The sequence below is a fragment of the Stenotrophomonas sp. 85239_Sma genome, assembly GCF_056481725.1.
Map to the genome: position 1 here is coordinate 3,899,054 of NZ_CM151163.1, position 23,633 is coordinate 3,922,686.

Genomic DNA, 23,633 nt, shown 5'->3' on the forward strand with positions numbered 1-23,633 from the left:
CCGCTGCATCGGTAGTGCCGGTACATCGGCGCCGGGCATGCGATCATCCCCCCATGAAGATCTATCTTGTCGGCGGCGCCGTGCGCGACCGCCTGCTGCAGCGCCCTGCCGGCGACCGTGACTGGGTGGTGGTCGGCGCCACGCCCGCGCAGATGGAAGCGCAGGGCTACGCCGCCGTCGGCCGCGATTTCCCGGTGTTCCTGCATCCGAAGACCGGCGAGGAATACGCGCTGGCGCGCACCGAGCGCAAATCCGGCCGTGGCTATCGCGGCTTCGTGGTCGATGCCGATCCGGCGGTGACGCTGGAAGAAGACCTGCAGCGCCGCGACTTCACCATCAACGCAATTGCCTGTGACGAAGACACCGGCACGCTGGTCGATCCCTATGGCGGTGTGCGCGATATCGAGCAGCGCGTGTTGCGCCACGTCGGCCCTGCGTTCGTGGAAGATCCACTGCGCGTGCTGCGCGCGGCGCGCTTCATGGCGCGCTTCGCGCCACTGGGCTTCACCGTCGCCGAGGAGACCATGGCGCTGATGCGCGAAGTCGCCGCCAGTGGCGAACTGGATGCGCTGGTGCCGGAACGCGTCTGGCAGGAACTGCGCAAGGCGCTGGTCAGTGAACGGCCCTCCGCCTTTCTGCGCACGCTGCACGATGCGCAGGCACTGGGCCCGATCCTGCCCGAGCTGGAAGCGCTGTATGGCGTGCCGCAGCGTGCCGAATTCCACCCGGAAGTCGACACCGGGATTCACCAGGAGATGGTCAGCGACATGGCCGCGAGGCTGGCGCCGGGCGATGACCTGGTCGGCTTCGCTGCCCTCACCCACGATCTCGGCAAGGGCCTGACCCCGCCGGAGGAATGGCCGCGCCACATCATGCACGAGCAGCGCGGCATCAAGCCACTGAAGGCACTGTGCGCGCGGTTGAAGATTCCCACCGAGCACCAGCAGCTGGCAGAAGCGGTCTGCCGCGAACACTTGAACGTGCACCGCATCGACGAACTGCGCGATGCCACCGTGCTGGAACTGCTGGGCCGCTGTGATGCACTGCGCCGGCCAGAACGCGTGGCTCGTATCGCACTGTGCTGCGAGGCCGACAAACGCGGCCGGCTCGGCTTCGAGGACGCCGCTTACCCACAGGGCGAGACGCTCAAGCGGCTGCACCAGGCGGCACTGTCAGTGCAGGCGCGGGACCTGGATACCACGCATCTGAAGGGCCCGGCCATCGGCGAAGCGCTGGCCAAGGCGCGGGTGAAAGCCATCGCCGCTGCCCGCTGAAGCACCGGGTAGTGCCGGCCGCTGGCCGGCACCTTCACATCTCCCGTCTATCGACGGCGCTTGCGCGAAAAATGGTCGACAGCATGAGCACCCAACAAGATGGGTTGCATCAAGAGGAACAGCCATCCACCCAACCGGAGCGTCTCCACCGGATTGAACCGGGTGATGAAGAATGCGAGCAGTATGAATACGACTAGAAGCCCAAGCTCGTACACAAGGAGAGATCGATTAAAAAATCTCATCACTTCAACCTGTCCTCAGCGATTTTCTGTCCAGTTCCAACTGCGGCATCAGCACCGCGTTGGCCCGCATTAGACAATGCACCCTGTACCGCCCCTTGCTTTGCTCCAATTGCGCCGGCGCTCGCAGTCGCCTCTGCAATATGTGCACCGATGCCAGCAGGTGAACTCACTGGCGCCTTCATCATATTACTCACTGCCCCTTGAGTAGACGCCTGCGAAAAGTCTCCAGCAAGTTTTCCAATTCCGCTGCCCGCCAAACTGCCAACACTCCCGCCGACAGCCGATAAGCCCAGTTGAGCGCTTGTCACTGGTGTTCCTTCGATTGCGCCCTGTGCAGCCGTACCCGCAACACCAGTCGCGGCACCCACCGTCGCTTGAATTGCTACGACCTGACCGATCGAAATCGTCCCTCTCGCCAGGGCTCCAACCACCAGGCCGCCGGTACCACCAGTTACAACTCCAGCAACGCCGGCAATTGCCAGCTCTGTCTTGTTGATTGGCTTTCCGGGATTCATATACTTCTGAATCCCATAGTCAACCGCCATGCCACCGGCGCCTCCAAACAGGGCTGGGCAGATTGGACAACGGCCATCAGGATCTTTGAATGTGTAGGGTGAGTTGAATCCATATGCATAGGCATTGAAATGTCTCCCATCACCATTCCCGTACATTGTGACTGGATCCACTGACAAGAAACGCCCCAAGCCTGGATCGTAATAGCGCTGCTGCATGTAGCTCAGCCCAGTCGCCGAATCACTCACGTGCCCGGCGTAACCCACTCCATCTTCAATACCAGTTCCAATCTGCGCTCCGTACGGCTCATAGCTATAGCGCTTTGTCACCCGGCCAGTCTCATCTGACTCGGCAACTACTGACCCCAGAGCATCAGTATGAATATATGTAACCGTTTCCGCCTTGGATTCAAAAGCATAGATTACAGAGAAAACAGCGAAAACTAGACCAACACCTATCGACCGCATAGCTACTCTCTCCTTGAACAGCATGTTCGCTCTTAAGCTCTTCACCAATGCTCTTGCTCTTACATTCCCAAATCGAATGGCATATCAATGCCTAGCAGCAAGGAACGAAGAGGACGGTTCGATTTCTATGCCATCAATCTCAATGCGCCATGCCACGTGTGATCGCTGCCGCACGCTGCTTCAGCTGGGCCACGGCATCGGGAATCATCTCCATGCCCACGTCCAGGCCCGGGTTCAGCACCAGGCCGACGCCATCGCCGATACCGGCCAGCAGCGCGTGCACCGCGATCGGCATGGCATGCGCGAACTGCGGCAGCTGCTCGTGCCACAGGCCCGCGCGCTCGGGGGCGGTGAACACCGCGAACATCGGCTCGCCGCTCTCGCTGGTCAGCACCAGCGGCGAGATGCTCTCGTCCCAGGCGCCGTCTTCGCCAATAGCCTTGTCCAGCAGCACGAACGCCGTCGAGGTCAGCAGCCCGTCGAGGAACTGCGATGCGGTCAGCGTGCCGTCCTGGGCCTGCAGCAGGCGCACCTCGAGGTCGTTGAGGGGTTCGAACGGGGTGTCGTGGTCCATGGTCGGTTCCGGTACGTGATTGCAGGCTGCAACTTTAGCAGGCCGGGGGTGAGGCACGGCAGCGCATCGGCAGGGACTCGCGGGGCTTCAGTGGCCGATGTACCAAAGCGCCCAGCGCTCACCGGCCTGGGCCCCGCCATAGGGATTCGGGGCCGTGCGGAAGTCTTGATAGCCTTGGAAGGAAAGCATGGCGGGCAGGATACGGCCGGCCGCAGATGCGACGAACCCTGCTACCCCACCTGAACCGTTCGACGGTGGAATTGTTAAGACCTGCTTCGACAGTCTGACGAAATGGTCAATGTGTCCAATTCGCTTGTGACCGTGTGCCGGCGCCGCTCCACTCAATCCTGGAAGGACGTTGAGACTGGCATGACCAGGAGCTTTGAGCACGGTTGGAGCGGGTCGTATAGTCGGATGACGTAGAGCAATGGAACGCCGATGAACGCTACCTCGCAAGGCCTCGCGCCACAGGCATGCATGGATGGAGGCCAAGGAAGCTGGCAGCACGAGCGGCGCAACCTGTCGCATGTGCCCCGTAACGCGGTACATCGCGCCGTCTTCCTCGGCCATCCCTCCTGTCCAGCCGATCAAGGATCAGGGCAATCCTGCCGGTATCCTCACGCGCAGAGAACCGTGCCCCGCAGTAACCCTGAAGAGGCGACCCCCCGTAGTACCTCAATCAGCGACACGGACCTCTCATGCTGAAACCCTCCCCCCCTCTCACTCACGTTGTGTTGATCGCCTTGATCACACTGGCCGTTTCTGGATGCAACAAGGAACGCTCATACCCGGTCTATCGCGAGAATCCGGCACCCAAGGATGCGCTACCGATTGTGATTCGGGTCCACGATGCACCTGTGGAGCTCGCTCTCCCGAAGGTTTTCGTCTCCTACGAGATAGATCCGCTCTGCCTCCCGCCGATCAACAACTACGAGGGTGTGCAGTACGCCCCCCAACGGCAGTCTGTAGAGTTCCCAGTACAACGTGTCAGTGCAACCGAGTTCAGCAGCACCGTGTTCGAGGACGGCATGGCAGTCGCTGACTATTACGGGCGCGGGCCATGCGAATGGAAACCCAGCATCATTCGAGCTTCATTCCCAGTCATTTCCGAGGGACACGAAGGCTTCATATCAGTTGCCGTCCACCATCTCGAACTGAAGAAACTACTCACGTCGATTTCGTACGCAGACAGTCAAATGACCCTGCAAACAGCGAGTTCGACGCCGGGGTGGGTGCGAACGCAGTCCCAGTATGGCTACGACAGATTGTCTGATATCGAGAAGCAGAAGTACTTTCCCATAGAGATATCGTCTCCTTCGAAAGGATTCGTCCCATGAGACCTCTAACCAATGCAGCCCTGGCCAATGCAGCCTACTCCCCACCGTCACATCCAGCTCCAGGTGATAAGGAATCGCTGCGCGTTGATGGTGAAGACTTCGAAGTTCTAGGGCGACGTGATGCAGCCAGCGGCTATCAAGGCGTTGTGTACCGGAACATCAAGACCAACGAGATCATCATCGCCCATCGAGGCACCGAGTTTGATCGCCAGGCCATACTTGATGGCGGCGTCGACGCAGCGATGGTCAGCGCCAGAGTCAACGCACAGATTGATGATGCCCTCGTACTGACCAAACGCGCAATCAAGCAAGCTGAGGAAAACGGATATGGTCCGGTGTACGTCACTGGACATTCCCTAGGCGGCGCACTCGCGCAGATCACTGCCCACCACTACAACCTCCCGGGCGACGCCTTCAATCCCTACGGCGCTGCCGGGTTGGCGTATCGCCTGCCTGAAGGCCAGCCGGCCAATGCGGCGCCCTTCACCAACCATGTGATGGCGGGCGACCTGGTTAGTGCGGCCGGCCCTCATTACGGCAAGGTTGAGATGTACGCGCTGCCCAAGGAACTGGAGGTCCTGCGCAATGCCGAGCAGGGCCAGCGCATCGCCTCGCTCGGATCGCTTGGGATGAAAAGCGGCCATGTCATGTCCGCTGCGGTTGCGGTCCAGTTGGGTGATTCCCATCGAATGGTTCACTTCATTGACCGTATGACCGACAAGGGTCCAGTGCAGTCCGTGCTGGACGACCCCGAGGCGCGGATCACAGATGCGGAGGACCTGCGCCGGATAGTGGAGTATCGCAAAGACATCCACCAGTTACGCCTGGGAGCGACCGTACTTGTCGGCGGTGGCCCTGGACTCCTGCGCGACGGGGTCAATTACCTTCGCGGCACCGAGGAAGCCGGAGCATACGTCCGTCGCGAAGCCGAAGCCGTGCAGCGCGCAGAAAGCCCATTGAAACCAGGGGAGCGTTTGGTCCGAGAGGCAACCGAAATGGGCTCGCCCTCTCTGAGCAACCCAGGCTTCGCTCCCAAGAGCTCATTGCAGGAGAGCATCGAATCAACCTTGGACAAGGCAGGCCTGGATCCCAGAACGGAAGCCCACCCCGACCATGCGCTCTACCGGCAGATTCGCGATGGTGTATCGGCCGTGGATGCCAGGCACGGGCGCAGCTTCGATGAAACCAGTGAGCGTGTGACGGCCGGCCTGCTTGCAACGGCCAAGCGCAGCGGCCTGGAACGCGTCGATCATGTTGTCTTGGGCAACACCCCCAGCGATGGTTCAGGCCCTCGCATGTTCGTCGTGCAGGGAGCGCTCGACAATCCGGCACACCTGCGGGCATCGATTGCGGTCAGCGAGGCCGTCAATACACCCGTAGAGCAGTCGCTCGCCAAGGTCGAGCAGATTTCGCAGGCACATCAGGTCGCTCAGCAAGAGCAAACCCAAGAGCAGACCCGAACAGCGATGCGCATGGGCTAGGCCAGCGTGAATTGCTTGGCTCCACCCGAGGCTAGCGCCCACTGGAACGGCCTGCTGAGGCTATGTCGGCCCCCCTCTCCCTAGGAGGAATACAGGTTCCGCCACAGCCAGCCCAGTGCGGCCAGCCCAGCCACCACCACCAGCATCAGCGGCAGCCCGAAGCGGTGCCGCCACGGGATCGGCACCCCGCCCAGCTGCTGGTCCATGGTCTCGGTATCGAGCACCCAGCCGTGCTCGCAGCGGGTACAGGCCAGTTCGTAGCGGCGCTGGTAGGTGAAGCCAAACAGCAGGTCGATGCGCGCCATCTTGTAGCGTAGCTGCGGGGCGAACTCGGTTTCCGCCTGGCAGCGCAGGCAGTGGTGCACTTCGGTGGGGCCGACGATCACCACCCGTTCCTGTTGGCCGATCAGGATCATGGGTCAGCGCGCCTGGCAGGCGGGCTGGGCCAGCAGCCAGGCCTGCGCGGCGGCCACGGTAGCTGCATCACCTTCGATGCGCTGGTCCGGTTCGATCTTCAGCCCATCCCCCTGGCCGTTGCGGTCCTGCATCACGCTCGTGGTCAGCAGCAGCGCGCTGCCATCGACCAGCGGCCGCATCACGTTGGCGGTGGAAAGCCCCGAGGTGGCCAGGCCAAAACTGCGCGTCTGCGGGCGACCGCGGAAGGCAAGCACGGTCGCTTCGCCGGAACTGGCGGTGCGCGGCCCGGTCAGTACGGCCACGGGCGCTCCCGGGTGCTTCAGCAGATGGCCGGGCCCGCCAAGATCGATCCGCACGCGCCCGCCGAGGCGCACGCTGGTCGTAGTCAGCTGCCAGCGCGATGGACCGTCCACGGTGGCGAAGGAACCTACGTCCTCTTCGGCGCCGGGCGTGGTCCGCAGCAGCGGCGCCGCGCCCAGCAGCATCGGCCACATGTTGCCGCCGGTGTTGCCACGCAGATTAACGATCCAGCCGCAACGGAGGCCGCTGTCCTGGTCACGGATGATCGCCTGCCAGCGCTGCGCACGTTCCTTCATCTGCTGATGCGCGGTAGGGCCCTGCATGACACCGTAGCCCCCGATCTCCACCCGACCGATGCGCGGGTCCAGTGATTCAGCCGGGGCAGTCGTTGCGCCCGAGGCTGGCGCCGATGCGCCATTGGCGCGCGCCAGGCGCTCTGCCTTCGCCTGCAGCTGCTTCGCGCTGATCCAGGCACCATGCCCTCCGGAACTGCGGCCGGTGGCCTCCCGCAGCAGCTCGCGGGTCTTGGCCGGATCGTTCTGCGCCGCCTTCAGGCGCGTACGGATGGCGGGCCAGTCCACGCGGTCGCGGTGCAGCGATTCCTTCTCAAGCATGTCCAGCAGCTGGGCCTGCGCCTGTGCTGTCGGCAGGTCGATGGCATCCGGGGCGGCGGCCTGTGCGCTGCTGCAGAACAAGACACCCAGTGCAGCGGCCATCACGCGGAGATCAAGAGGCATTCGACGTTCCTTCGTCGTGGATGAGTACCGCAGCATACGCGTTCGCCGCCATCGTTGTGTGCCGGCTTTGGCATGCGCCGTGCGGGAGGCGATTTACCGTTGCTCATGGAAGATGCGCTGACCGAAGCCATCGAGCAGGCGCCCATCCGCATTCTTCGCGCGGTTGCGTGGTATCGCGGAAAGCCACGCTGCCGATGGCCAGCCCTGGCGCGAACGGCACCTCAGCGAGGCGCGTGCCCGGGAACTGGCCGAGGCCACTCGGTGCCTCACGGCGGTATCCGCCTGTGGGGGTGTGTTCCTGGCGGCGCAGCCGGCGCGCGAGATGGAGGATGCGTCGGCGCAGTGCCCGCCGCAGGTGGAGGAAGGCCTGCTGCACGCGGTGGTGGTGCTGGCCGATCACGCGGGTGGGCCGGAGGCGCCGGGTGCGCGCGCGGCATCGTGACGCCGCTGGATTCGTGTCGACCAAGGTCGACACCCACCAGAGCGGATCGGCGCGTCGGTTGGAACCCGGAGCGGATCATGGCTGTGATGGGGTGGGTGCCGACCCAGGTCGGCACCTACCCAAGCCTGCGGTTGTCACCAATCCGCGCGCAGGCCGATGTTGCCTTCAATGATGCGGCGCTTCTCGTTGCGGTCGCTGCCCAGCTCGCGCGTGTAATCGGCCACGGCATAAGCGCTGATGGTGTGATTGAAGCGACCTACCACACCCACGCCGGCTTCCAGCGCGCGCGAGCGCTGCGAATTGACGATCACGTCATCGTCGAAGCGGATCCGATCCTCGCCGGAACGGCCATGCCAGTAATTGAGCTTGAAATACGGCTGCCAGCCGTTGTCGGCCAACTGGTAATCACCGGCCAGGCGCAGGCCGACGCGGCCGGTCCAGGCGTTGTCGTTGTCGAAGCGCACGCTCGAAACTTCATCGCGGCGGTCATCCAGGGCGGTGCGTTGCCAGATCACCTGCACCTGTGGTTCCAGCCACCACGCGGACTGGCCAAAATGCAGCAGCGGCTTTCCCGCTTCCACCGACGCACTGGTGCCGTCGCCGCTCAGGCCGAAGCCGAGCCCACGCGAGGAACGCACGCGGCCGTCGTAGCGGCTCTGCATCGCCACCGCGTCGATGTACCCCCCGCTGCTGTCGGTGAGCGTCCAGTACAGGCCCACGTGCTTGTCGTCCAGGCGGTTCTGGCCCACCTGCACGTTCTCCCACCCCAATGCCAGGCCGGTGGTCTTGCCCTGCGCGCGGGTGCGGCCGACGAACACGCCGATCTGGTTGCGATGGTTGTCAGAAGCAGCGGCCCACACATCCAGACCGGCCTGCAGGCCCATCACATCGCCATCGAAACCCGGCTGTGCATCACCCTTCCATTGGATCTCGCTGCTCTGGCCCACCAACCGGCCCCAGGCGGTGCGGAATGCGCCCTGGTTGTACAGCAGGCGTTGTTCGCCCTGCCGCTCGTGGAACGTGCCGAGACTGGCCAGCGAAGTCTCGCGCAGCAGTGGCGGCACCACGGCGTAAGCGGCGGTCTCCACGCGGTACAGCGGTACCACTGCGCCTTCGGCCGGACGTGCACCCGGCGTCGGCGGTTGCCCGGTTCCGGGCAATGCACCGCCGGCCACAGGCACGTCCGGCACTGCCGGATCGCTGGGCGGCGCCACCGGTGCCGGTTCCGGCGGCGGCGGTGGCGGCGCGGTCTCGCCCGCGGTCAGGTCCGGATCGGTGGCGCCTTCGGGCGGCGGCGGCGGTGCCGGGGTGATCGGCGGCGGTGGGGCTACCGGCGGCGTCAATGGCGGTGGCGTGGCACTGCCGCCGCCGTTGGGTGCCGGCGTCGGCCCGGTCACCAGCGTCGAGCGCAGGTACCAGTTCTCGCTGGTACCGGCACTGACACCGCCCTTGAACAGGAAGTACTCGTAGGCACCGGCCGCGACCGGTGCAAACAACGAAAACGCGCCCGGCGCGGTGCGGCCACCATTCAAGGCCTGCACCACCAGGATGCCATCGGCCAGCGTGGCCGCGCCGCTGCCGCCAGCATTGAGCACACCGATGCCGGTGGTCCCGGTGGCAGTACCGCCATCGATCACCAGGCGGTCGCTGGTGGAATCGTCCGCACCCAGCACGGTGCGCAGGTACAGGCCACCGCCATCACCGCGATAGTTGCCACGCACGGTGAACACATCGCCAGCGCCAGTACCGGTCAGGTCGATACGCCCGGCATTGACCATCTCCACCAGGGCACCACCGTTGAGCGGACGGATGGCGTGGCCACCACTGCCCGCGTAGACGGTGCTGGTGTCATCTACGGACAGCGTGCCAGTGCCGGATGCGCTGTCGCCGAGCACCAGGTCGCCATCGAAGGCCAGTTCGGTGCTGTTGGCCAGGCGGATCGTCTCCCAGTTCTGGAATCGGCCCACGCCCTCGGTCTTGACGTTGCTGAAGTTGAGCTGGTCGATGCCGCTGCCACCGTCGAACAGCGGCACTGCACCGAGGTTGCCCTGGTTGAGGTTGCTGAAGTTGGCCACGTCGTTGTCCGGGCCCATGTCGATCGCGCCGTAGACGATGCCGCCGCCATTCCAGTTGAAGGTGTCGTCACCGGTACTGAGCAGCACCTGGCCGCGCACGGTGCCATCGGTGATGGTCACGCTGTCGGCGCCGCCACTGACGCTGATGTTGCCGCCGATATACGCCGTACCCGAGATGATGATGGTGTCGGTATCGAAGCCGGTCACCACGTTGCCGTCCACGGTGCCGCCGGACTGGTCCCACAGGTTCTTGTCCAGCTTCATGTTGACGCGGCCGATGCGCCCACCGGTCATCCACGCCTGGTCGCCATCCTCGAACGCGCCGATGATGCGGCCAGCGCTCATGCGGAACGTATCGATATTGTCGCCCTGCTGCAGCGCGCCGATCGTGCCGCCACTCATGACGAAATCATCGCGGCCACTGCCCTGCGCCACCACGCCGGTGACGGTGCCGCCAGTGACGGTCATCTGGTCATCGCCGCTGCCCTGGTCGACGCTGTCGATGGTGCCATTGCTCAGCAGCAGCACATCGTTGCCATCGCCCTGCAGGACGCCGCCGGAGATGCTGCCTGCCTGCATCTCCAGGCGATCATTGCCGGCGCCGAACTGCACGCCGCTGCGCCCACTGATCGTTCCGCTGTTGACCAGCACGCTGTCGCCTGCGCCAACGAACTGCAGGGCAGTGTTGTTGCCGGTGCTGATGCTGCCGGTATTTTCGACGCGGCTGCCACCGCCCAGCTGCACCGCCACACCGCCCGCCGAACTGATCGCGCCCTGGTTTGACAACAGGTGGCCGCCTGCGCCGACCAGGGCGATGGCCGACCCACCACCGCTTTGCTGCAACTGGGCACCGTTGGCGACGTTGACGGTGATGCCGGCCGCGCCATTGGCGGTGACGGGAACGGTCTGCGGATTCGGCGCGTTGGCGTCGCAGGTGACCGTCTGGCCGGCGGCCGGGGTGGCATTGTCACAGCCGGCCCAGGCGGCGCTCGAGCCCAGCAGCATGACAGACGGGACGGCCAAGGCCTGCAGCACGGAAATGGTGAGGCGGCGCGGGTGGAAAGCGCGCGTGACGGCACGGGACATACAGTACTCCTGTACAGGGGATCAGGAACTGCAGAACTGCGCGGGCAGTGTGACGTGTGGTGAACGGTTTCGATAGGTGAATTTGCGTGCCACTTATCACAGTTCAGATTCGAACCTGATCGGGCATCACTTCGCTTCTACCTGGCTGAAATCGTTCATCTTTGCAGCGATCATGAATCAGTGGAGAGCATTTGCGCATGGCGTCATCTACCGGACATTCCACTTCCACCGCGCCACCTCCATCGCGTTCGCCCCGTGTACAGGCCGAACCGCGCCATGCATGGATGACGCGCCATCAGATCTTCAGATAGATCTTCCGCCGGTCCAGCCACCACGCCACACCCCACCACAGTGCGACGAACGCCAGCGCCTGCAGCATCGACGCCAGTTCCAGCGCCTGCGGCATCACGTTGGCCAGCTGCTGCCAGATCCAGCCCCAGGCGCCGGTCGCCATCAGCACCACCGACATCACCGATGCCCCCAGATACGCGGTGATCGCGTTGACCCCGAAGCGCCGGCCCAACGCCGGCCAGCCCTTCTGGTCGATCAGCACGTGCCCCAGCCACAGCGCCAGCGCGGCCAGGCCACCGGTCCACAGCACATAGCTGGGCGTCCATAGCTGCTTGTTCAGCGGCAGCACCGTAGCCAGCAGCAGGCCCAGCACAGCAGTCGCCACACCCAGGCCGGCCAATGCTGCCGGACGCCCGTTGCGCAGCAGGCCACCGGCCAACAGGCCGAGTACGGTGCTGGCCAGGGCGCCCAAGGTGCTCAGCAATCCTTCCGGATCATGACCGAGCCCGGTATCGGCGTGCCACTGGTAGATCCACGGTGCGAACAGCGTGGTATCCAGGCGGCTGGCCGGGTTGGTCCATGGCGCCAGATCACCGATACCCAGCAGCAGCACGGTATACCCCACCAGCAGCGTGACCAGCACGGCCGCCTGTGCGCGCGGGCGGGCATACACGGCCAGCACGCCCACCAGCGCCGCACATGCCGCAATCCGCTGCAGCACGCCCCAGATGCGGAAGTGAGGGGTGTGCAGTGCCCACCAGATCAACAGGTGCAGCAATGCGCCGGCCAGCAGGATGCGCAGTGCACGCTCCAGCACGCCGCGTACCAAGGCCGGCCGTGCCAGCGCATCCAGCGCGCGTGGTGCCACGCTGAACGCCATCGACACGCCGACCAGGAACAGGAAGAACGGGAACACCAGGTCGGTAGGCGTGCAGCCGTGCCATTCCGAATGACGCAGCGGCGCGAACACCGCACTCCAGTCGCCCGGGTTGTTGACCAGCAGCATTGCCGCCACGGTGATGCCGCGCAGGGCATCGATCGAGCCCAAGCGGCGCGGCGGCATGCCATTCATCAGGCGGCCTCGTACTGTCCGGCAATCCAGGTGCCGCGCACCTGCAAGGCGTCATCCAGCAGCACCAGGTCGGCCTGGTAGCCCTCGGCGATGTGGCCGAGGCGGTCGTCGACGTTGAGGAACTGCGCCGGGTAGGTCGAGGCCATGCGTGCGGCTTCGGCCAGCGGCTGGCCGAGCAGCTGCACGGTGTTGCGCACGGCGGTGGCCATGTCCAGCGCAGAGCCGGCCAGCGAACCGGCGGCATTGCGCACCACGCCATCGATGGCAGTGATGGTTTCGCCATACAGCACGTAGCTGGGATCATCCGCACCGACCGGCGGCATCGCATCGGTCACCAGCAGCAGGCGGCCGCGCGGCTTGGCCGCCAGTGCCACGCGCAGGCTGGCCGGATGCACATGCACGCCATCGACGATGATGCCGATCCAGCTGTCGCGGTCTTCCAGCGCAGCGCCCACCGCGCCGGGCTCACGGCCCTGCAGCGGCGACATCGCGTTGTACAGATGGGTGAAGCCACGCACGCCGGCATCCAGGCCGGCACGGATTTCTTCGTAGGTGCCTGCGGTATGCCCAGCGGCAACGATCACACCGCGCTCGACCAGCGCACGGATGGTCTCCAGCGGCACGCGTTCGGGCGCCAGGGTCAGCAGGGTCACGCCGTTGTCGAGCGATGCGGCCAGCGCGATCTCCTCTTCGTCCGGCACGCGGAACTTGCTGGCATCGTGCGTGCCCTTGCGCGTCGGCGCGATGTACGGGCCTTCCAGATGGATACCGATCACACCCGGCACACCCTGCTCGATCGCATCGCGCATCGCGCTGATGGCTTCGCGCATCACGCCCACGTCGTCGCTGATCAGCGTCGGCAGCATCGCGGTGGTACCGAAGCGGCGGTGCGCCTGCGCGATGGTGCGCAGCGACGCCACGTCCGGCGTGTTGTTGAACAGCGCGCCGCCGCCGCCATTGACCTGCACGTCGATGAAGCCGGGCAGCAGCCAGCCACCGCCCAGATCGACCTGCTCGGCCGCCTGGCCCAGCTGCGGCGCTGCATCGGGCAGCAGCGCGCTGATGCGGCCATTCTCGATCACTACCGCCAGATCGTCGCGGAACTCATCGCCCGCAAGAATGCGGGCGTTGCGCAGGACCGTTGCCATTACACCGTCTCCGTAACCTTGTTCAGGTGCGGCGGCAGGTCCGGGTTGAAGCCACGGCGCAGCGCCAGCGCATTGATCGCGCGATAGAAGCTCTGCACGGTCAGCAACGGTGCGCACAGCGGATGCGGCGCGGCAGCCACCGGCAGGTTGCCACCGGCACCGGCCATCCACACCTGCGCGCCGCGCGAAGTAAATTCTTCGACCACCGCACGGGTACCGGCGCCGGTCTCGTCCGGCTGGGCGAAGGCCAGCACCGGGAAACCGCGATCGACAAGGGCCATCGGGCCATGCTTGACCTCGGCCGAGCTGTAGGCTTCGGCATGCAGGCTGCACGTTTCCTTGAACTTCAATGCCGCCTCCTGCGCAGCGCCCAGGCCCAGGCCACGGCCCAGCACGAACAGGTTGGTGGCATCGACCAGGCCCTCGGTCACCGCACTCCAGTCGCACTGCCAGGCCTCGCGCATCGCGTCCGGCAGCAGATCCAGCGCCGCACGCAGGCTGCTGTCCTGCTTCCAGTACGCGGCCAGCTGCAGCAGTGCCGCCAGCGAAGCCAGGTAGCTCTTGGTGGCCGCCACGCTCTTCTCGGCACCGGCATGCAGCGGAATGACCGTATCGGCCAGCTGCGCCAGCGGCGAATCCTCGACGTTGACCAGCGCGACCACGCGCGCACCGGCGGCCTTGGCAGCTTCCGCATTGCGCAGCAGGTCCGGGCTCTTGCCCGACTGCGAGATGACGATGAACAGCGCACCACGCAGCTGCAGCGGAGCAGCGTAGACCGACCCCACCGACGGCGAGGCCGAGGCAACCACCAGGCCCAGCTGGGTCTCCAGCAGGTACTTGCCATAGGTGGCGGCATGGTCGGAGCTGCCGCGTGCGCAGGTGACCACGAACGGCGGCGGCGCGGCGCGCAGGCTGGCGGCCAGGGTTTCCATGGTGGCGTGGTTGCGCGAGAACTGGCGCGCGACCACGTCGGCCGCTTCAGCGGCCTCGGCGAACATCAGGGTGGACGTGGGGTCTGACAGCGACATGGCAGGCTCAGGCAGGATCGGAAGGAAGGGGGCGTGCGCCGGCCGGGCGCATCGGCGCGGTCGAACCGCGCACCACCAGCTGCGGCACGAAGCCCTGGTTGTGCAGCGGTGCCGGCGCATCGTCGTAGGCATCGCTGCGCAGCTGCGCGATCAGCAGGCGCGCAGCGTGGCGGGCGATGTCCTCGGTGGCCTGCTTGGCGGTGGTCAGCGGCGGCCACGACTGGCGGGAGAACGGGCTGTCCTCGAAACCGGCAATCGACAGGTCATACGGCACGTTCATGCCGGCCGACTTCGCGGCGGCCAGCACGCCGGCGGCGATTTCGTCGTTGGAACCGAAGATGGCGGTGGGCGGCTCGCGCAGCGCCAGCAGGCGGCGCGCGCCTCGGAAGCCATCGTCGAAGGTGTAGTCGCCCTGCACCACCAGGTGCTTGTCCACGGTCATGCCGTAGTCCTTCAGCGCGGCTTCGTAACCGGCATAGCGCTCGCCCGAGGACCGGTGCGAGATGCCGCCCCAGAGGAAGCCGATGCGCTGGTGCCCCAGCTGGATCAGGTGCTCGGTGATCTCGTAGGCGGCCTCGCGGTCGTCGACGAATACGCAGGCACCGTCGGCCGGGTCTTCGGTGGCCGCAATGATGCGCACCAGCTTGATGCCACGCGCGGTCAGCGCCTGGATCAGGTCGCGGCGCTCGGACATCGGCGCGGTCAGCACCAGCCCGGCCAGCCGCGAGCGCTGCACCCAGTCGGCCAGTTCATCGGCCAGCAGCGGCGAGCTGGAATCGCAGGGATGGATCTGCAGGCCGAAGCCGGTCTCGCGGCACGCAGCGAGCACGCCGTTCTGCACGCCGATGATGTGGTACGGGTTCGGGTTGTCGTAGACCAGCCCGATCACGAAGGTGGTGCCGCTGCGCAGGTTGCGCGCGGACGGATCGGGCTCGTAGTCGAGCTCGGCGATGGCACGCAGCACCCGCGCACGGGTGGCCTGCATCACCGAGGGTTCGTTGTTGATCACCCGCGAGACCGTCTTCAGCGAGACCTTGGCCTTCTCCGCAACGTCCTTGATGGTCGCTCTGCGCATGGGTTTTCCCTCGGGTTGGCTGCCGTCCATCATCGCCGATCAGCGCTCCTGCGGCAGGCCGGCGCGATGGCCGATCACCGAGTAGAACAGGATGTACAGGTAGCACGGCACCATCAGCAGCACGAACACCAGCTGGAAGTCGATGTGCTGCTTGAGCACGGCGAACAGCTGCGGAATGATCGCGCCACCGGCGATGCCCATCACCAGCAAGGCCGAGCCGGTCTCGGTGAAGCGGCCCAGGCCGCGGATCGCCAGCGGGAAGATCGCCGGCCACATCATCGCGTTGGCGAAGCCCAACAGGGCCACGAAGGCCACCGATACGTAGCCGTGGGTGGCCCAGGCGCCCAGGCAGAACACCACGCCCAGCACCGCTGAAATGGTCAGGTAGCGCGACTGCGAAACGACCTTGGGGATCAACAGCAGGCCGACTACATAGCCGACCAGCATCGCGCCAAGGGTAAGCGAGGTGAACATCTTGGTCTGGTCCAGCGGCAGGTCGAAACCATGGCCGTAGGTACCGATCGCATCACCGGCCATCACCTCCACGCCCACGTAGACGAACAGGCACAGCACGCCCAGCCACAGGTGCGGGAACTGGAAGATGCTGCGGCGCTCGGCGGCACCGGCAGCCGCCGGCGTGGCGTTGGCTTCGGACGACTTGATTTCCGGCAGCGGCGAGAACAGCACCGCCACCGCCAGCACCACCAGCAGCGCAGCCATCGCCAGGTACGGGGTGTGGATCTTGGCGGCAAACTCGTTCAGCAGCGCGGCCTTGGTGACCGCATCTGCCGCCTGCACCTGCGCATCGAGGTCACCGATGCCGTGCAGCACCAGCGTGCCGATCAGCACCGGCGCCAGCATGCCGGCGATCTTGTTGCAGATGCCCATCAGCGCAATGCGGCGTGCCGCCGTCTCGATCGGGCCGAGGATGGAGATGTAGGGGTTGATCGCGGTCTGCAGCAGCGCCAGGCCGCTGCCGATCACGAACAGGCCGCCGAGCGCCCCCGGATACCAGCGCTGGGTGGCGAACTCACCGAACAACGCGGCACCACCGGCCATCACCAGCAGGCTCAGGCTCAGGCCCTTCTTCATGCCGGTGCGGCGCAGGATCCACGAGGCCGGCAGGGCCAGGAAGAAGTAGGACAGGTAGAACACCATCAGCACCAGGAAGGCGCCGACCTCGCTGAGTTCGAAGGCGAGCTTGACGAAGGTGATCAGCGGGCCGTTGAGCCAGGTGAAGAAGCCGATCAGGAAGAACAACACGCCGACGATGGCGATGGAGGTGGCCACGTTCGGGCGCGCGCTTGCAGCGGGGACGGCGGACATCAGGAGGGCTCCTGCGGCGACGGCCGCAGAACGCGGCGTCGGAGAGTGGCTGGGAACAACGTTGTCACATTCTTTCGATGGACAACCGCGGTTTGTCAACTTCCGTGCACGCCCCCATCAACCTCGTGCTGCACTGCGCAAGCCGATTGCCGCGCACCGCACTGAATGCGCGATAGCCCTTGAACCCCATGCGGCAACGGTTCCCGTGTGAATCCAGCACTCACGTCATGTAAACGTTTACTGCCTGCCGCATTCGTTGCGGCGCAGCAACGAAAGTGTCACGAACTCGTTGACATCGTTGTCAGCAGGGTTACAGACTCCGCCCCAATCGCCGCCCCCGATCCCGGGGTCGGCCCCACCTGCAGCAGGAGCCCGCGTGACCGCCAGCCACCCCGCCCCGGCCCATGTCCTGTCCCGCGTCGCGCCCTCGTTCCTGGCCGCGGACGTCGGTGGCACCCATGTGCGCGTGGCCCGGGTCCAGGCCAGCGGTGATGCCGCCCACCCGGTGCAGGTGCTGGAGTACCGCAAGTACCGCAATGCCGACCACGCTGGCCTCAGCGCGATCCTGTCCGACTTCCTCGGCGAAGGCCCGCGGCCCACGCATTGCGTGGTCGCCAGCGCCGGCTACGCCCGCGAGGACGGCACGGTGATCACCGCCAACCTGCCGTGGCCGCTGTCGGCGCGCCAGGTGGAAGCCGACGTCGGCCTGCAGCGGGTCTACATCGTCAACGACTTCGAAGCGGTGGCCTATGCCGCCGCGCAGGTGGACGCCAGCGGCGTGCTGCACCTGTGCGGGCCGGACAGCGCCGCGCGTGGTCCGACCCTGGTGGTCGGCCCCGGCACCGGCCTCGGCGCCGCGCTGTGGATCCCCACCGCGCATGGTCCGGTGGTCCTGCCGACCGAAGCCGGCCAGCCGACCCTGGCCGCCAGCACCGAACTGGAAATGGCCATCGTCCGCCACATGCAGCGCGACCGCGCGCACGTGTCGATCGAACACGCGATCTCCGGCCCGGGCCTGATGAACCTGTACCGCGCGGTATGCGCACTGCAGGGCCAGGCGCCGACCCTGGCCAGCCCCGACGCGGTCACCGCTGCGGCCATGGCCGACAGCGATGCACATGCGCGCCAGGCGCTGGATGTGTTCTGCGGCCTGCTCGGCAGCACCATCGGCGACATGGCGCTGTTCTACGGCGCCCATGGTGGCGTCTACCTAGCCGGCGGCATCCTGCCGCAGATCCGCGAGTACCTGCACGCCAGCACCTTCGTCGAACGCTACCTGCAGAAGGGGCCGATGGGCGAAGCGCTGGCACGCATCCCGGTGAAGGTCGTCGAGCACGGCCAGCTGGGCGTGGTCGGCGCTGCCAGCTGGTACCTGCAGCAGTCGGCCGCCTGACACCGCAACAGGCTTCAACGCAATCGCAGCACGCTGTACGTGGCACGCCAACGCACGGGACTTCGCCGCCGCCCCGCGCCTGTCATCGCAACCGCAACCGAACACCGCCGCCGGCATCCAATCGAGTGATGAGGAGAGACATCATGAACACCCGCAAGACCCTGCTTTCGGCCGCCATCGTCAGCTGCATCGCCTTCAGTGCGCACGCGCAGCAGGCCGCCCCGACCGCCACCGACCTGGACACCGTGACTGTCACGGGCATCCGTGGCTCGATGGAAAAGTCGCTGGACACCAAGCGCGAAGCCAATGCGCGCGTGGAAGTGGTCACCGCCGAAGACGTGGGCAAGCTGCCGGCGCACAACGTCGCCGACACCCTGCAGCGCCTGCCGGGCGTGAACATCAGCTCATCCAGCGCCGATGAAGGCGGCTTCGACGAAGCCGACCGTGTCAGCCTGCGCGGCACCAGCCCGAGCCTGACCCAGACCCTGATCAACGGCCACACCGTCGGCTCGGCCGACTGGTTCGTGCTCAGCCAGGGCAACAACGTCGGCCGCAGCGTCAGCTACTCGCTGCTGCCGTCGGAACTGGTCAGCTCGGTGGAAGTGAACAAGTCCTCGCAGGCCAAGCTGCAGGACGGCGGCACCACCGGTACCGTCAACATCATCACCCGCAAGCCGCTGGAATTCTCCAAGCCGTTCACCGCTGAAGGCTCGATCGGCATGGTGCGTTCGGACCAGGCCAAGTCGAACGACCCGCAGCTGTCGGCCCTGTTCAACTACAAGAACGACGAAGGCACCTTCGGCGTGATGCTGCAGGCCTTCAGCCAGAAGCGCGAGCTGCGCCGCGAAGCGCAGGAAATCCCGGGTGGCTTCTTCACCATTGAAGCCAATGATCCGGTCGCCCAGACCAATCCGGATCTGGTCGGCGTTCAGGTCCCGGGCCTGCTGGGCTCCACCCTGTTCGAACAGACCCGCAAGCGCACCGGCGGCTTGGTTTCGCTGCAGTTCAAGCCGACCGATGACCTGAGCTTCGTACTCAGCGGCTTCAGCTCCAAGCTGGAAGCGAACAACTACAATCGCAACTTCATGATGTTCGGCAACAGCTTCGGCAAGTCGCAGGCACCTGATCCGGGATACGTGGTCAAGGATGGCGTGCTGACCCAGGCCAGCTATGCAGGCAAGCCGGGCACCAACTACGCGGTGTACGACATGATCTACCGCGAGTCGACGGCCAAGACCAACTACATCACCCTGGATGCCGACTGGCAGGTCAGCGACAACCTGACCGCGAAGTTCCAGGCCGGTACCACCAAGGGCACTGGCGAAACGCCGCGCCAGTACATCGCCGAGCTGTTGACCGCAAACGGGGGTGGCGCCAGCTGGACCACTCATGGCAACGGCTCGCCGGTGGATTGGAATGTGGGGGGCGACATCAGCCCCGCCGGCGCCAGCTGGGGCGGCACCTGGGGTAACCAGCAGGTCACTGCAATCGACAAGGAAAAGTGGGCCAACGTTGATTTCAGCCAGTATTTCAACGCGGGCGTGTTGAGCTCAATCGATTTCGGCGCACGCTACGCCGACCACACGCGTGAAGCAAAGTCGCCGGAAGGCGCCACTCCCGGCAACATCTGGGACGCCCTGCGTGGCAGCCCGACCGCCAACTATCCGGGTGGCTTCGCCGACGATATCGGCGGCAACTTCCCGCGCAACATCTGGTACTACACCCCAGCAGCGCTGCGCAATGCGGTGACCAACAATTCCGAATGGCTGTCCGGCAACGATGGTCCCGACGGCCGCCACAACTACGGCGCGGAATGGAAGGTGACCGAGAAGAACTTCGCTGCCTACGTGCAGGGCAACTTCAGTGGCGACCGCTGGAGCGGCAACGTCGGCCTGCGCTACGTCAATATCAAGCAGGATATCGACACTTACGCCACGGCGACAGGTTCGACCGTGCCGGACGTGAGGAGCCTGTTCGGCGCATGGACCCGCGAGGCCTTCGAGAACAAGCACAACCGCGTGCTGCCGAGCGCCAACTTCAAGTACGATCTGCGCGACGATCTGGTGCTGCGCCTCGCCGCCTCTCAGACCCAGACCCTGCCCGATTACTCGGCATTGGGTGCGTCTTCGTACGGCTCGGATCTGAACCGCAAGGGCGGCGGCGGCAATCCGAAGCTGAAGCCGGTGATCTCGACCAACTTCGACGCCAACCTGGAGTGGTACTTCATGCCCCGCGGCATGCTGTCGGTTGGTGCCTACTCGATGCGCCTGAAGGACTACGTGGCCTTCAGCACCGAGAAGCAGATGCTGTTCAGCGAGCTGACCAACCAGCTCGAGGAGTACGACATCTCGCGTCCGAAGAACGCCGACGGCAAGGTGCGCGGTATCGAAGTGGCCTACGAGCAGCCGATCGGCGAGTACTTCGGCGTCAATGCCAACTACACCTACGCCGATGGCAGCACCGAACACACCTGGGCCGACGGAACCGACAACCTGCTGGGCACTTCGAAGAACACCTACAACGTGGGAGCCTACTTCGAGAACGACACCTTCGGTGCGCGTGTCAGCTACACCCGCCGTTCGTCGTTCCTGATCGGCCTGTCCGGCGCCAACCCGTACTACCAGGATGATTTCGGCACGCTGTCGGCATCGCTGAGCTACAAGGCCACCGACTGGCTGAGCATCAGCTTCGATGCGCTCAACCTCAACAACCCGACCTACAAGTACTACCAGACCGCGGCCATCCCGACCTCGTTCTACAGCAACGGCCGCCAGTACTACCTCAACTTCCGCTTCAAGTACTGATCCAGCGGCGGCAACATCGCCGAGTCGTGCACGCACGCCGGGCCTGGGTCATTCCGGGCCCGGCGTTTTTCATGTATAGCGTTCATCGCACCGTTCCAAGGAGTCGTTCCGATGGTCAAGCCTTCCCGCGCCCGGATGCGCAGCGCAGTGCTGCTGGGCAGCCTGCTCGCGATGTTGCCGGCGCTGCCGGCACTCGCCGCCGATCCCACGCCCGCCGCTGAAGCACCTGGTCCGCAGCTGCGTGCCGGCAGCCTGATGCTGATTCCCGCCCCGGCCACCGTGCAGCCCGGCCAGGGCAGCGGCATCACCGTGCGCGCCGATACCGTGCTGCGCGCCGAAGGCGAGGCCGCACAGCGGGTCGCCACCCAGTTCGCCGACCTGCTGGCCCGCAGTGGCGGCCCGCGCCTTGCACTGGCCAAGGGCAAGGCTGCTGGCAAGTCGGGCAGCATCCGCTTCCAGATCGTGCCCACCTTCCGCGACAGCGGCGAAAGCTACACGCTGGAGAGCACCGCGCAGGGCGTGGTGATCCAAGCTGGCAACGAAACCGGCCTGTTCTATGGCGCCACCACCCTCGCCCAACTCGCCACCGGTGGCAGCAACGGCGTGCTGCCGGCGGTGCAGATCCAGGATGCACCGCGCTTCAGCTGGCGCGGTTTCATGCTCGACTCGGCGCGGCATTTCCAGAGCCTGGACGAGATCAAGCGCGTGCTCGACGCGATGGCCGCGCACAAGCTCAACACCTTCCACTGGCACCTCACCGATGACCAGGGCTGGCGCATGGAGATCAAGCGCTACCCGAAGCTGACCGACGTGGGCAGCTGCCGCCTGCCGGCCGGCGACGGTGGCATCGACCCGGTCAGTGGCCAGGAGCACCCGTACTGCGGCTTCTACACGCAGGAGCAGATCCGCGAGGTGATCGCCTATGCCGCCGCGCTGCATATCCAGGTCATTCCAGAAATCGACGTACCCGGCCACGCGACCGCAGCGATTGCCGCGTACCCGGAACTGGGCTCGATCAGCACCCCGCTGAAGCCGATCAGCGAATGGGGCGTGTTCCCGAACCTGTTCAACGTGGAAGACAGCACCGTCACCTTCCTCGAGAACGTACTGGAGGAAGTGATCGAACTGTTCCCGGCCAGGTACGTGCACGTGGGTGGCGACGAGGCAGTGAAGGACCAGTGGGAAGCCTCCAGGCAGGTGCAGCAGCGCATGCGTGCACTGGGCATCAAGGATGAGATGGCCATGCAGAGCCACATCATCAAGCGCCTGGAAACGTTCCTTGAGGAACACGACCGGCGCCTGATCGGTTGGGACGAAATCCTCGAAGGTGGCCTGCCGCCGCAGGCCACGGTGATGTCGTGGCAGGGCACCGAAGGCGGACTGGCTGCGGCCAGCGCCGGCCATGACGTGATCATGTCACCGGTCGGCTACCTGTACCTGGACTACCTGCAGACCGCCTCCCCAAATGAACCGCCGGGCCGCCCGGCCCAGGTCAACCTCGGCAAGCTGTACAACTTCGAACCGGTACCGGCTGAACTGGCTGCCGACAAGCGCGGGCACATCCTCGGCCTGCAGGCCAACATGTTCACCGAGCACACGCGCAGCTACGCACGCCTGCAGCACAACCTGTTCCCACGCCTGGCCGCGGTGGCCGAAACCGGCTGGAGCACGCAGGAACATCGTGACTTCCGCGATTTCCTCGCACGCCTGCCGGCGCAGCTGCAACGCTACCGCGCCTGGGGCCTGGCCTATGCGCAGACCCCGTTCGAAGTAGGCGTGGATTACACCGATGATCGTGCGAAGAACACCGTGACCGTGTCGCTGGCCAATCCGCTGGGTTATGAAGTGCGCTACAGCACCGATGGCCAGCCGGTGACCGCGCAGTCGCCGCTGTACCAGCAGCCGCTGACGGCGCAGCTGCCCGCCGCCGTGCAGGCCGCCGCGTTCTACCAGGGCCAGATGCTGGCCGCGAAACCGACGGTCGCAGACTTCACTGCGCAGTCGCTGCTCAGCCGCCGCAGTGATGAACTGCTCAGCTGCGTAGGCAAGAAGGGGCTGGTGCTGCGCCTGGAAGACGATGGCCCGCGCGAGGGAACGCGCGCGGTGTTCAACGTCGACATTTTCCAGCCGTGCTGGCGCTGGCCGCAGGCACAGCTGGACGGCATCGGCAGCGTCGAGGTCCGCGCGGGCCGTATTCCGTACTACTTCCAGCTGGCCCATGACGAACCCAAGCGTCGCTTCGAGAAGGCCAAGCGCGCGCATGGCGAGATGCGAGTGCGTCGCGGCGACTGCAGCGGCAAGGCGCTGGCCGAAGTGCCGCTGCCGGCCAAGCCGGATGCCGATGGCTTCGTGACGCTGCGTGCGACGCTGCCGAAGGGAACCCAGGGCACCGGTGACCTGTGCATCAACTTCACCGGCGACACGCGCCCGGCGATGTGGGTGCTGGACGAGGTCACGCTGGGGAAATGACGGCAGGTCCGTCCTGGTGGGTGCCGACCCTGGTCGGCACCTCGGGCAGTTCATCCACGCACGGCGTGGATCTACTGGAATT

General features: G+C 65.5%; 17 protein-coding genes. 7 read left to right on the top strand and 10 right to left on the bottom strand.

Going from position 1 to position 23,633, the window contains the following annotated elements; all coding sequences use genetic code 11:
- The first annotated feature begins 53 nt into the window (after positions 1-53).
- Complete coding sequence (locus tag ACYKG1_RS18090) at positions 54-1,274, top strand: multifunctional CCA addition/repair protein (RefSeq protein WP_478471052.1); 1,221 nt, start codon at positions 54-56, stop codon at positions 1,272-1,274.
- A gap of 241 nt (positions 1,275-1,515) precedes the next feature.
- On the opposite strand, the gene ACYKG1_RS18095 is transcribed toward ACYKG1_RS18090, so the two are convergent.
- Positions 1,516-2,520 carry an RHS repeat-associated core domain-containing protein gene (locus ACYKG1_RS18095; protein WP_080347447.1) on the bottom strand — a complete coding sequence of 335 codons (1,005 nt, stop codon included), beginning with the start codon at positions 2,518-2,520 and terminating at the stop codon, positions 1,516-1,518.
- Positions 2,521-2,635: 115 nt separating this feature from the next.
- Positions 2,636-3,070 carry an SseB family protein gene (locus ACYKG1_RS18100; RefSeq protein ID WP_005411035.1) on the bottom strand — a complete coding sequence of 145 codons (435 nt, stop codon included), beginning with the start codon at positions 3,068-3,070 and terminating at the stop codon, positions 2,636-2,638.
- A gap of 698 nt (positions 3,071-3,768) precedes the next feature.
- On the opposite strand from ACYKG1_RS18100, the gene ACYKG1_RS18105 reads away from it, so the two are divergent.
- Positions 3,769-4,407, top strand: a complete 639-nt coding sequence (locus tag ACYKG1_RS18105; protein WP_262083666.1) for a hypothetical protein — start codon at positions 3,769-3,771, stop codon at positions 4,405-4,407.
- A complete protein-coding gene (locus tag ACYKG1_RS18110; protein WP_478471053.1) occupies positions 4,404-5,888 on the top strand; it encodes an XVIPCD domain-containing protein in 1,485 nt (494 codons plus the stop codon). The genes ACYKG1_RS18105 and ACYKG1_RS18110 overlap by 4 nt, the downstream gene beginning before the upstream one ends.
- Positions 5,889-5,968: 80 nt before the next feature.
- Here ACYKG1_RS18110 and ACYKG1_RS18115 read toward each other — a convergent pair whose 3' ends face one another.
- Together ACYKG1_RS18115 and ACYKG1_RS18120 are read right to left on the bottom strand one after the other, a co-directional pair.
- On the bottom strand, positions 5,969-6,304 hold the full coding sequence (locus tag ACYKG1_RS18115; RefSeq protein ID WP_478471054.1) for a hypothetical protein: 336 nt from the start codon (positions 6,302-6,304) through the stop codon (positions 5,969-5,971).
- Between the two features lie 3 nt (positions 6,305-6,307).
- The gene (locus tag ACYKG1_RS18120) at positions 6,308-7,342 is read right to left on the bottom strand and encodes a S41 family peptidase (RefSeq protein ID WP_478471055.1); all 1,035 of its coding nucleotides are present in this window, start codon (positions 7,340-7,342) and stop codon (positions 6,308-6,310) included.
- A 163-nt stretch (positions 7,343-7,505) separates the two neighbouring features.
- On the opposite strand from ACYKG1_RS18120, the gene ACYKG1_RS18125 reads away from it, so the two are divergent.
- Positions 7,506-7,784, top strand: a complete 279-nt coding sequence (locus ACYKG1_RS18125) for a hypothetical protein (RefSeq protein ID WP_478471056.1) — start codon at positions 7,506-7,508, stop codon at positions 7,782-7,784.
- Positions 7,785-7,918: 134 nt separating this feature from the next.
- Here ACYKG1_RS18125 and ACYKG1_RS18130 read toward each other — a convergent pair whose 3' ends face one another.
- From ACYKG1_RS18130 to ACYKG1_RS18155, 6 genes are all read right to left on the bottom strand, one after another.
- Positions 7,919-10,945, bottom strand: a complete 3,027-nt coding sequence (locus ACYKG1_RS18130; RefSeq protein WP_478471057.1) for an autotransporter family protein — start codon at positions 10,943-10,945, stop codon at positions 7,919-7,921.
- A gap of 295 nt (positions 10,946-11,240) precedes the next feature.
- Entirely contained in the window at positions 11,241-12,308 is a 1,068-nt protein-coding gene (locus ACYKG1_RS18135) for an acyltransferase family protein (RefSeq protein ID WP_262227730.1), read from the bottom strand.
- Positions 12,308-13,456 carry an N-acetylglucosamine-6-phosphate deacetylase gene (gene nagA / locus ACYKG1_RS18140; protein WP_478471058.1) on the bottom strand — a complete coding sequence of 383 codons (1,149 nt, stop codon included), beginning with the start codon at positions 13,454-13,456 and terminating at the stop codon, positions 12,308-12,310. Before nagA ends, ACYKG1_RS18135 begins: the two co-directional genes overlap by 1 nt.
- Positions 13,456-14,484 carry an SIS domain-containing protein gene (locus ACYKG1_RS18145; protein WP_154353345.1) on the bottom strand — a complete coding sequence of 343 codons (1,029 nt, stop codon included), beginning with the start codon at positions 14,482-14,484 and terminating at the stop codon, positions 13,456-13,458. Before ACYKG1_RS18145 ends, nagA begins: the two co-directional genes overlap by 1 nt.
- 7 nt (positions 14,485-14,491) lie before the next feature.
- A complete protein-coding gene (locus tag ACYKG1_RS18150; RefSeq protein ID WP_006391719.1) occupies positions 14,492-15,559 on the bottom strand; it encodes a LacI family DNA-binding transcriptional regulator in 1,068 nt (355 codons plus the stop codon).
- A 39-nt stretch (positions 15,560-15,598) separates the two neighbouring features.
- The gene (locus tag ACYKG1_RS18155; RefSeq protein ID WP_478471059.1) at positions 15,599-16,885 is read right to left on the bottom strand and encodes a sugar MFS transporter; all 1,287 of its coding nucleotides are present in this window, start codon (positions 16,883-16,885) and stop codon (positions 15,599-15,601) included.
- Between the two features lie 376 nt (positions 16,886-17,261).
- Here ACYKG1_RS18155 and ACYKG1_RS18160 point away from each other — a divergent pair, with 376 nt between their 5' ends.
- From ACYKG1_RS18160 to ACYKG1_RS18170, 3 genes are all read left to right on the top strand, one after another.
- Positions 17,262-18,278, top strand: a complete 1,017-nt coding sequence (locus ACYKG1_RS18160; RefSeq protein WP_262227733.1) for a glucokinase family protein — start codon at positions 17,262-17,264, stop codon at positions 18,276-18,278.
- A 143-nt stretch (positions 18,279-18,421) separates the two neighbouring features.
- Positions 18,422-21,082 (top strand): TonB-dependent receptor, encoded by a 2,661-nt coding sequence (locus tag ACYKG1_RS18165; RefSeq protein WP_100473927.1) that lies wholly within the window; start codon positions 18,422-18,424, stop codon positions 21,080-21,082.
- Positions 21,083-21,193: 111 nt separating this feature from the next.
- On the top strand, positions 21,194-23,551 hold the full coding sequence (locus ACYKG1_RS18170) for a beta-N-acetylhexosaminidase (protein ID WP_478471060.1): 2,358 nt from the start codon (positions 21,194-21,196) through the stop codon (positions 23,549-23,551).
- Positions 23,552-23,633: the final 82 nt, after the last annotated feature.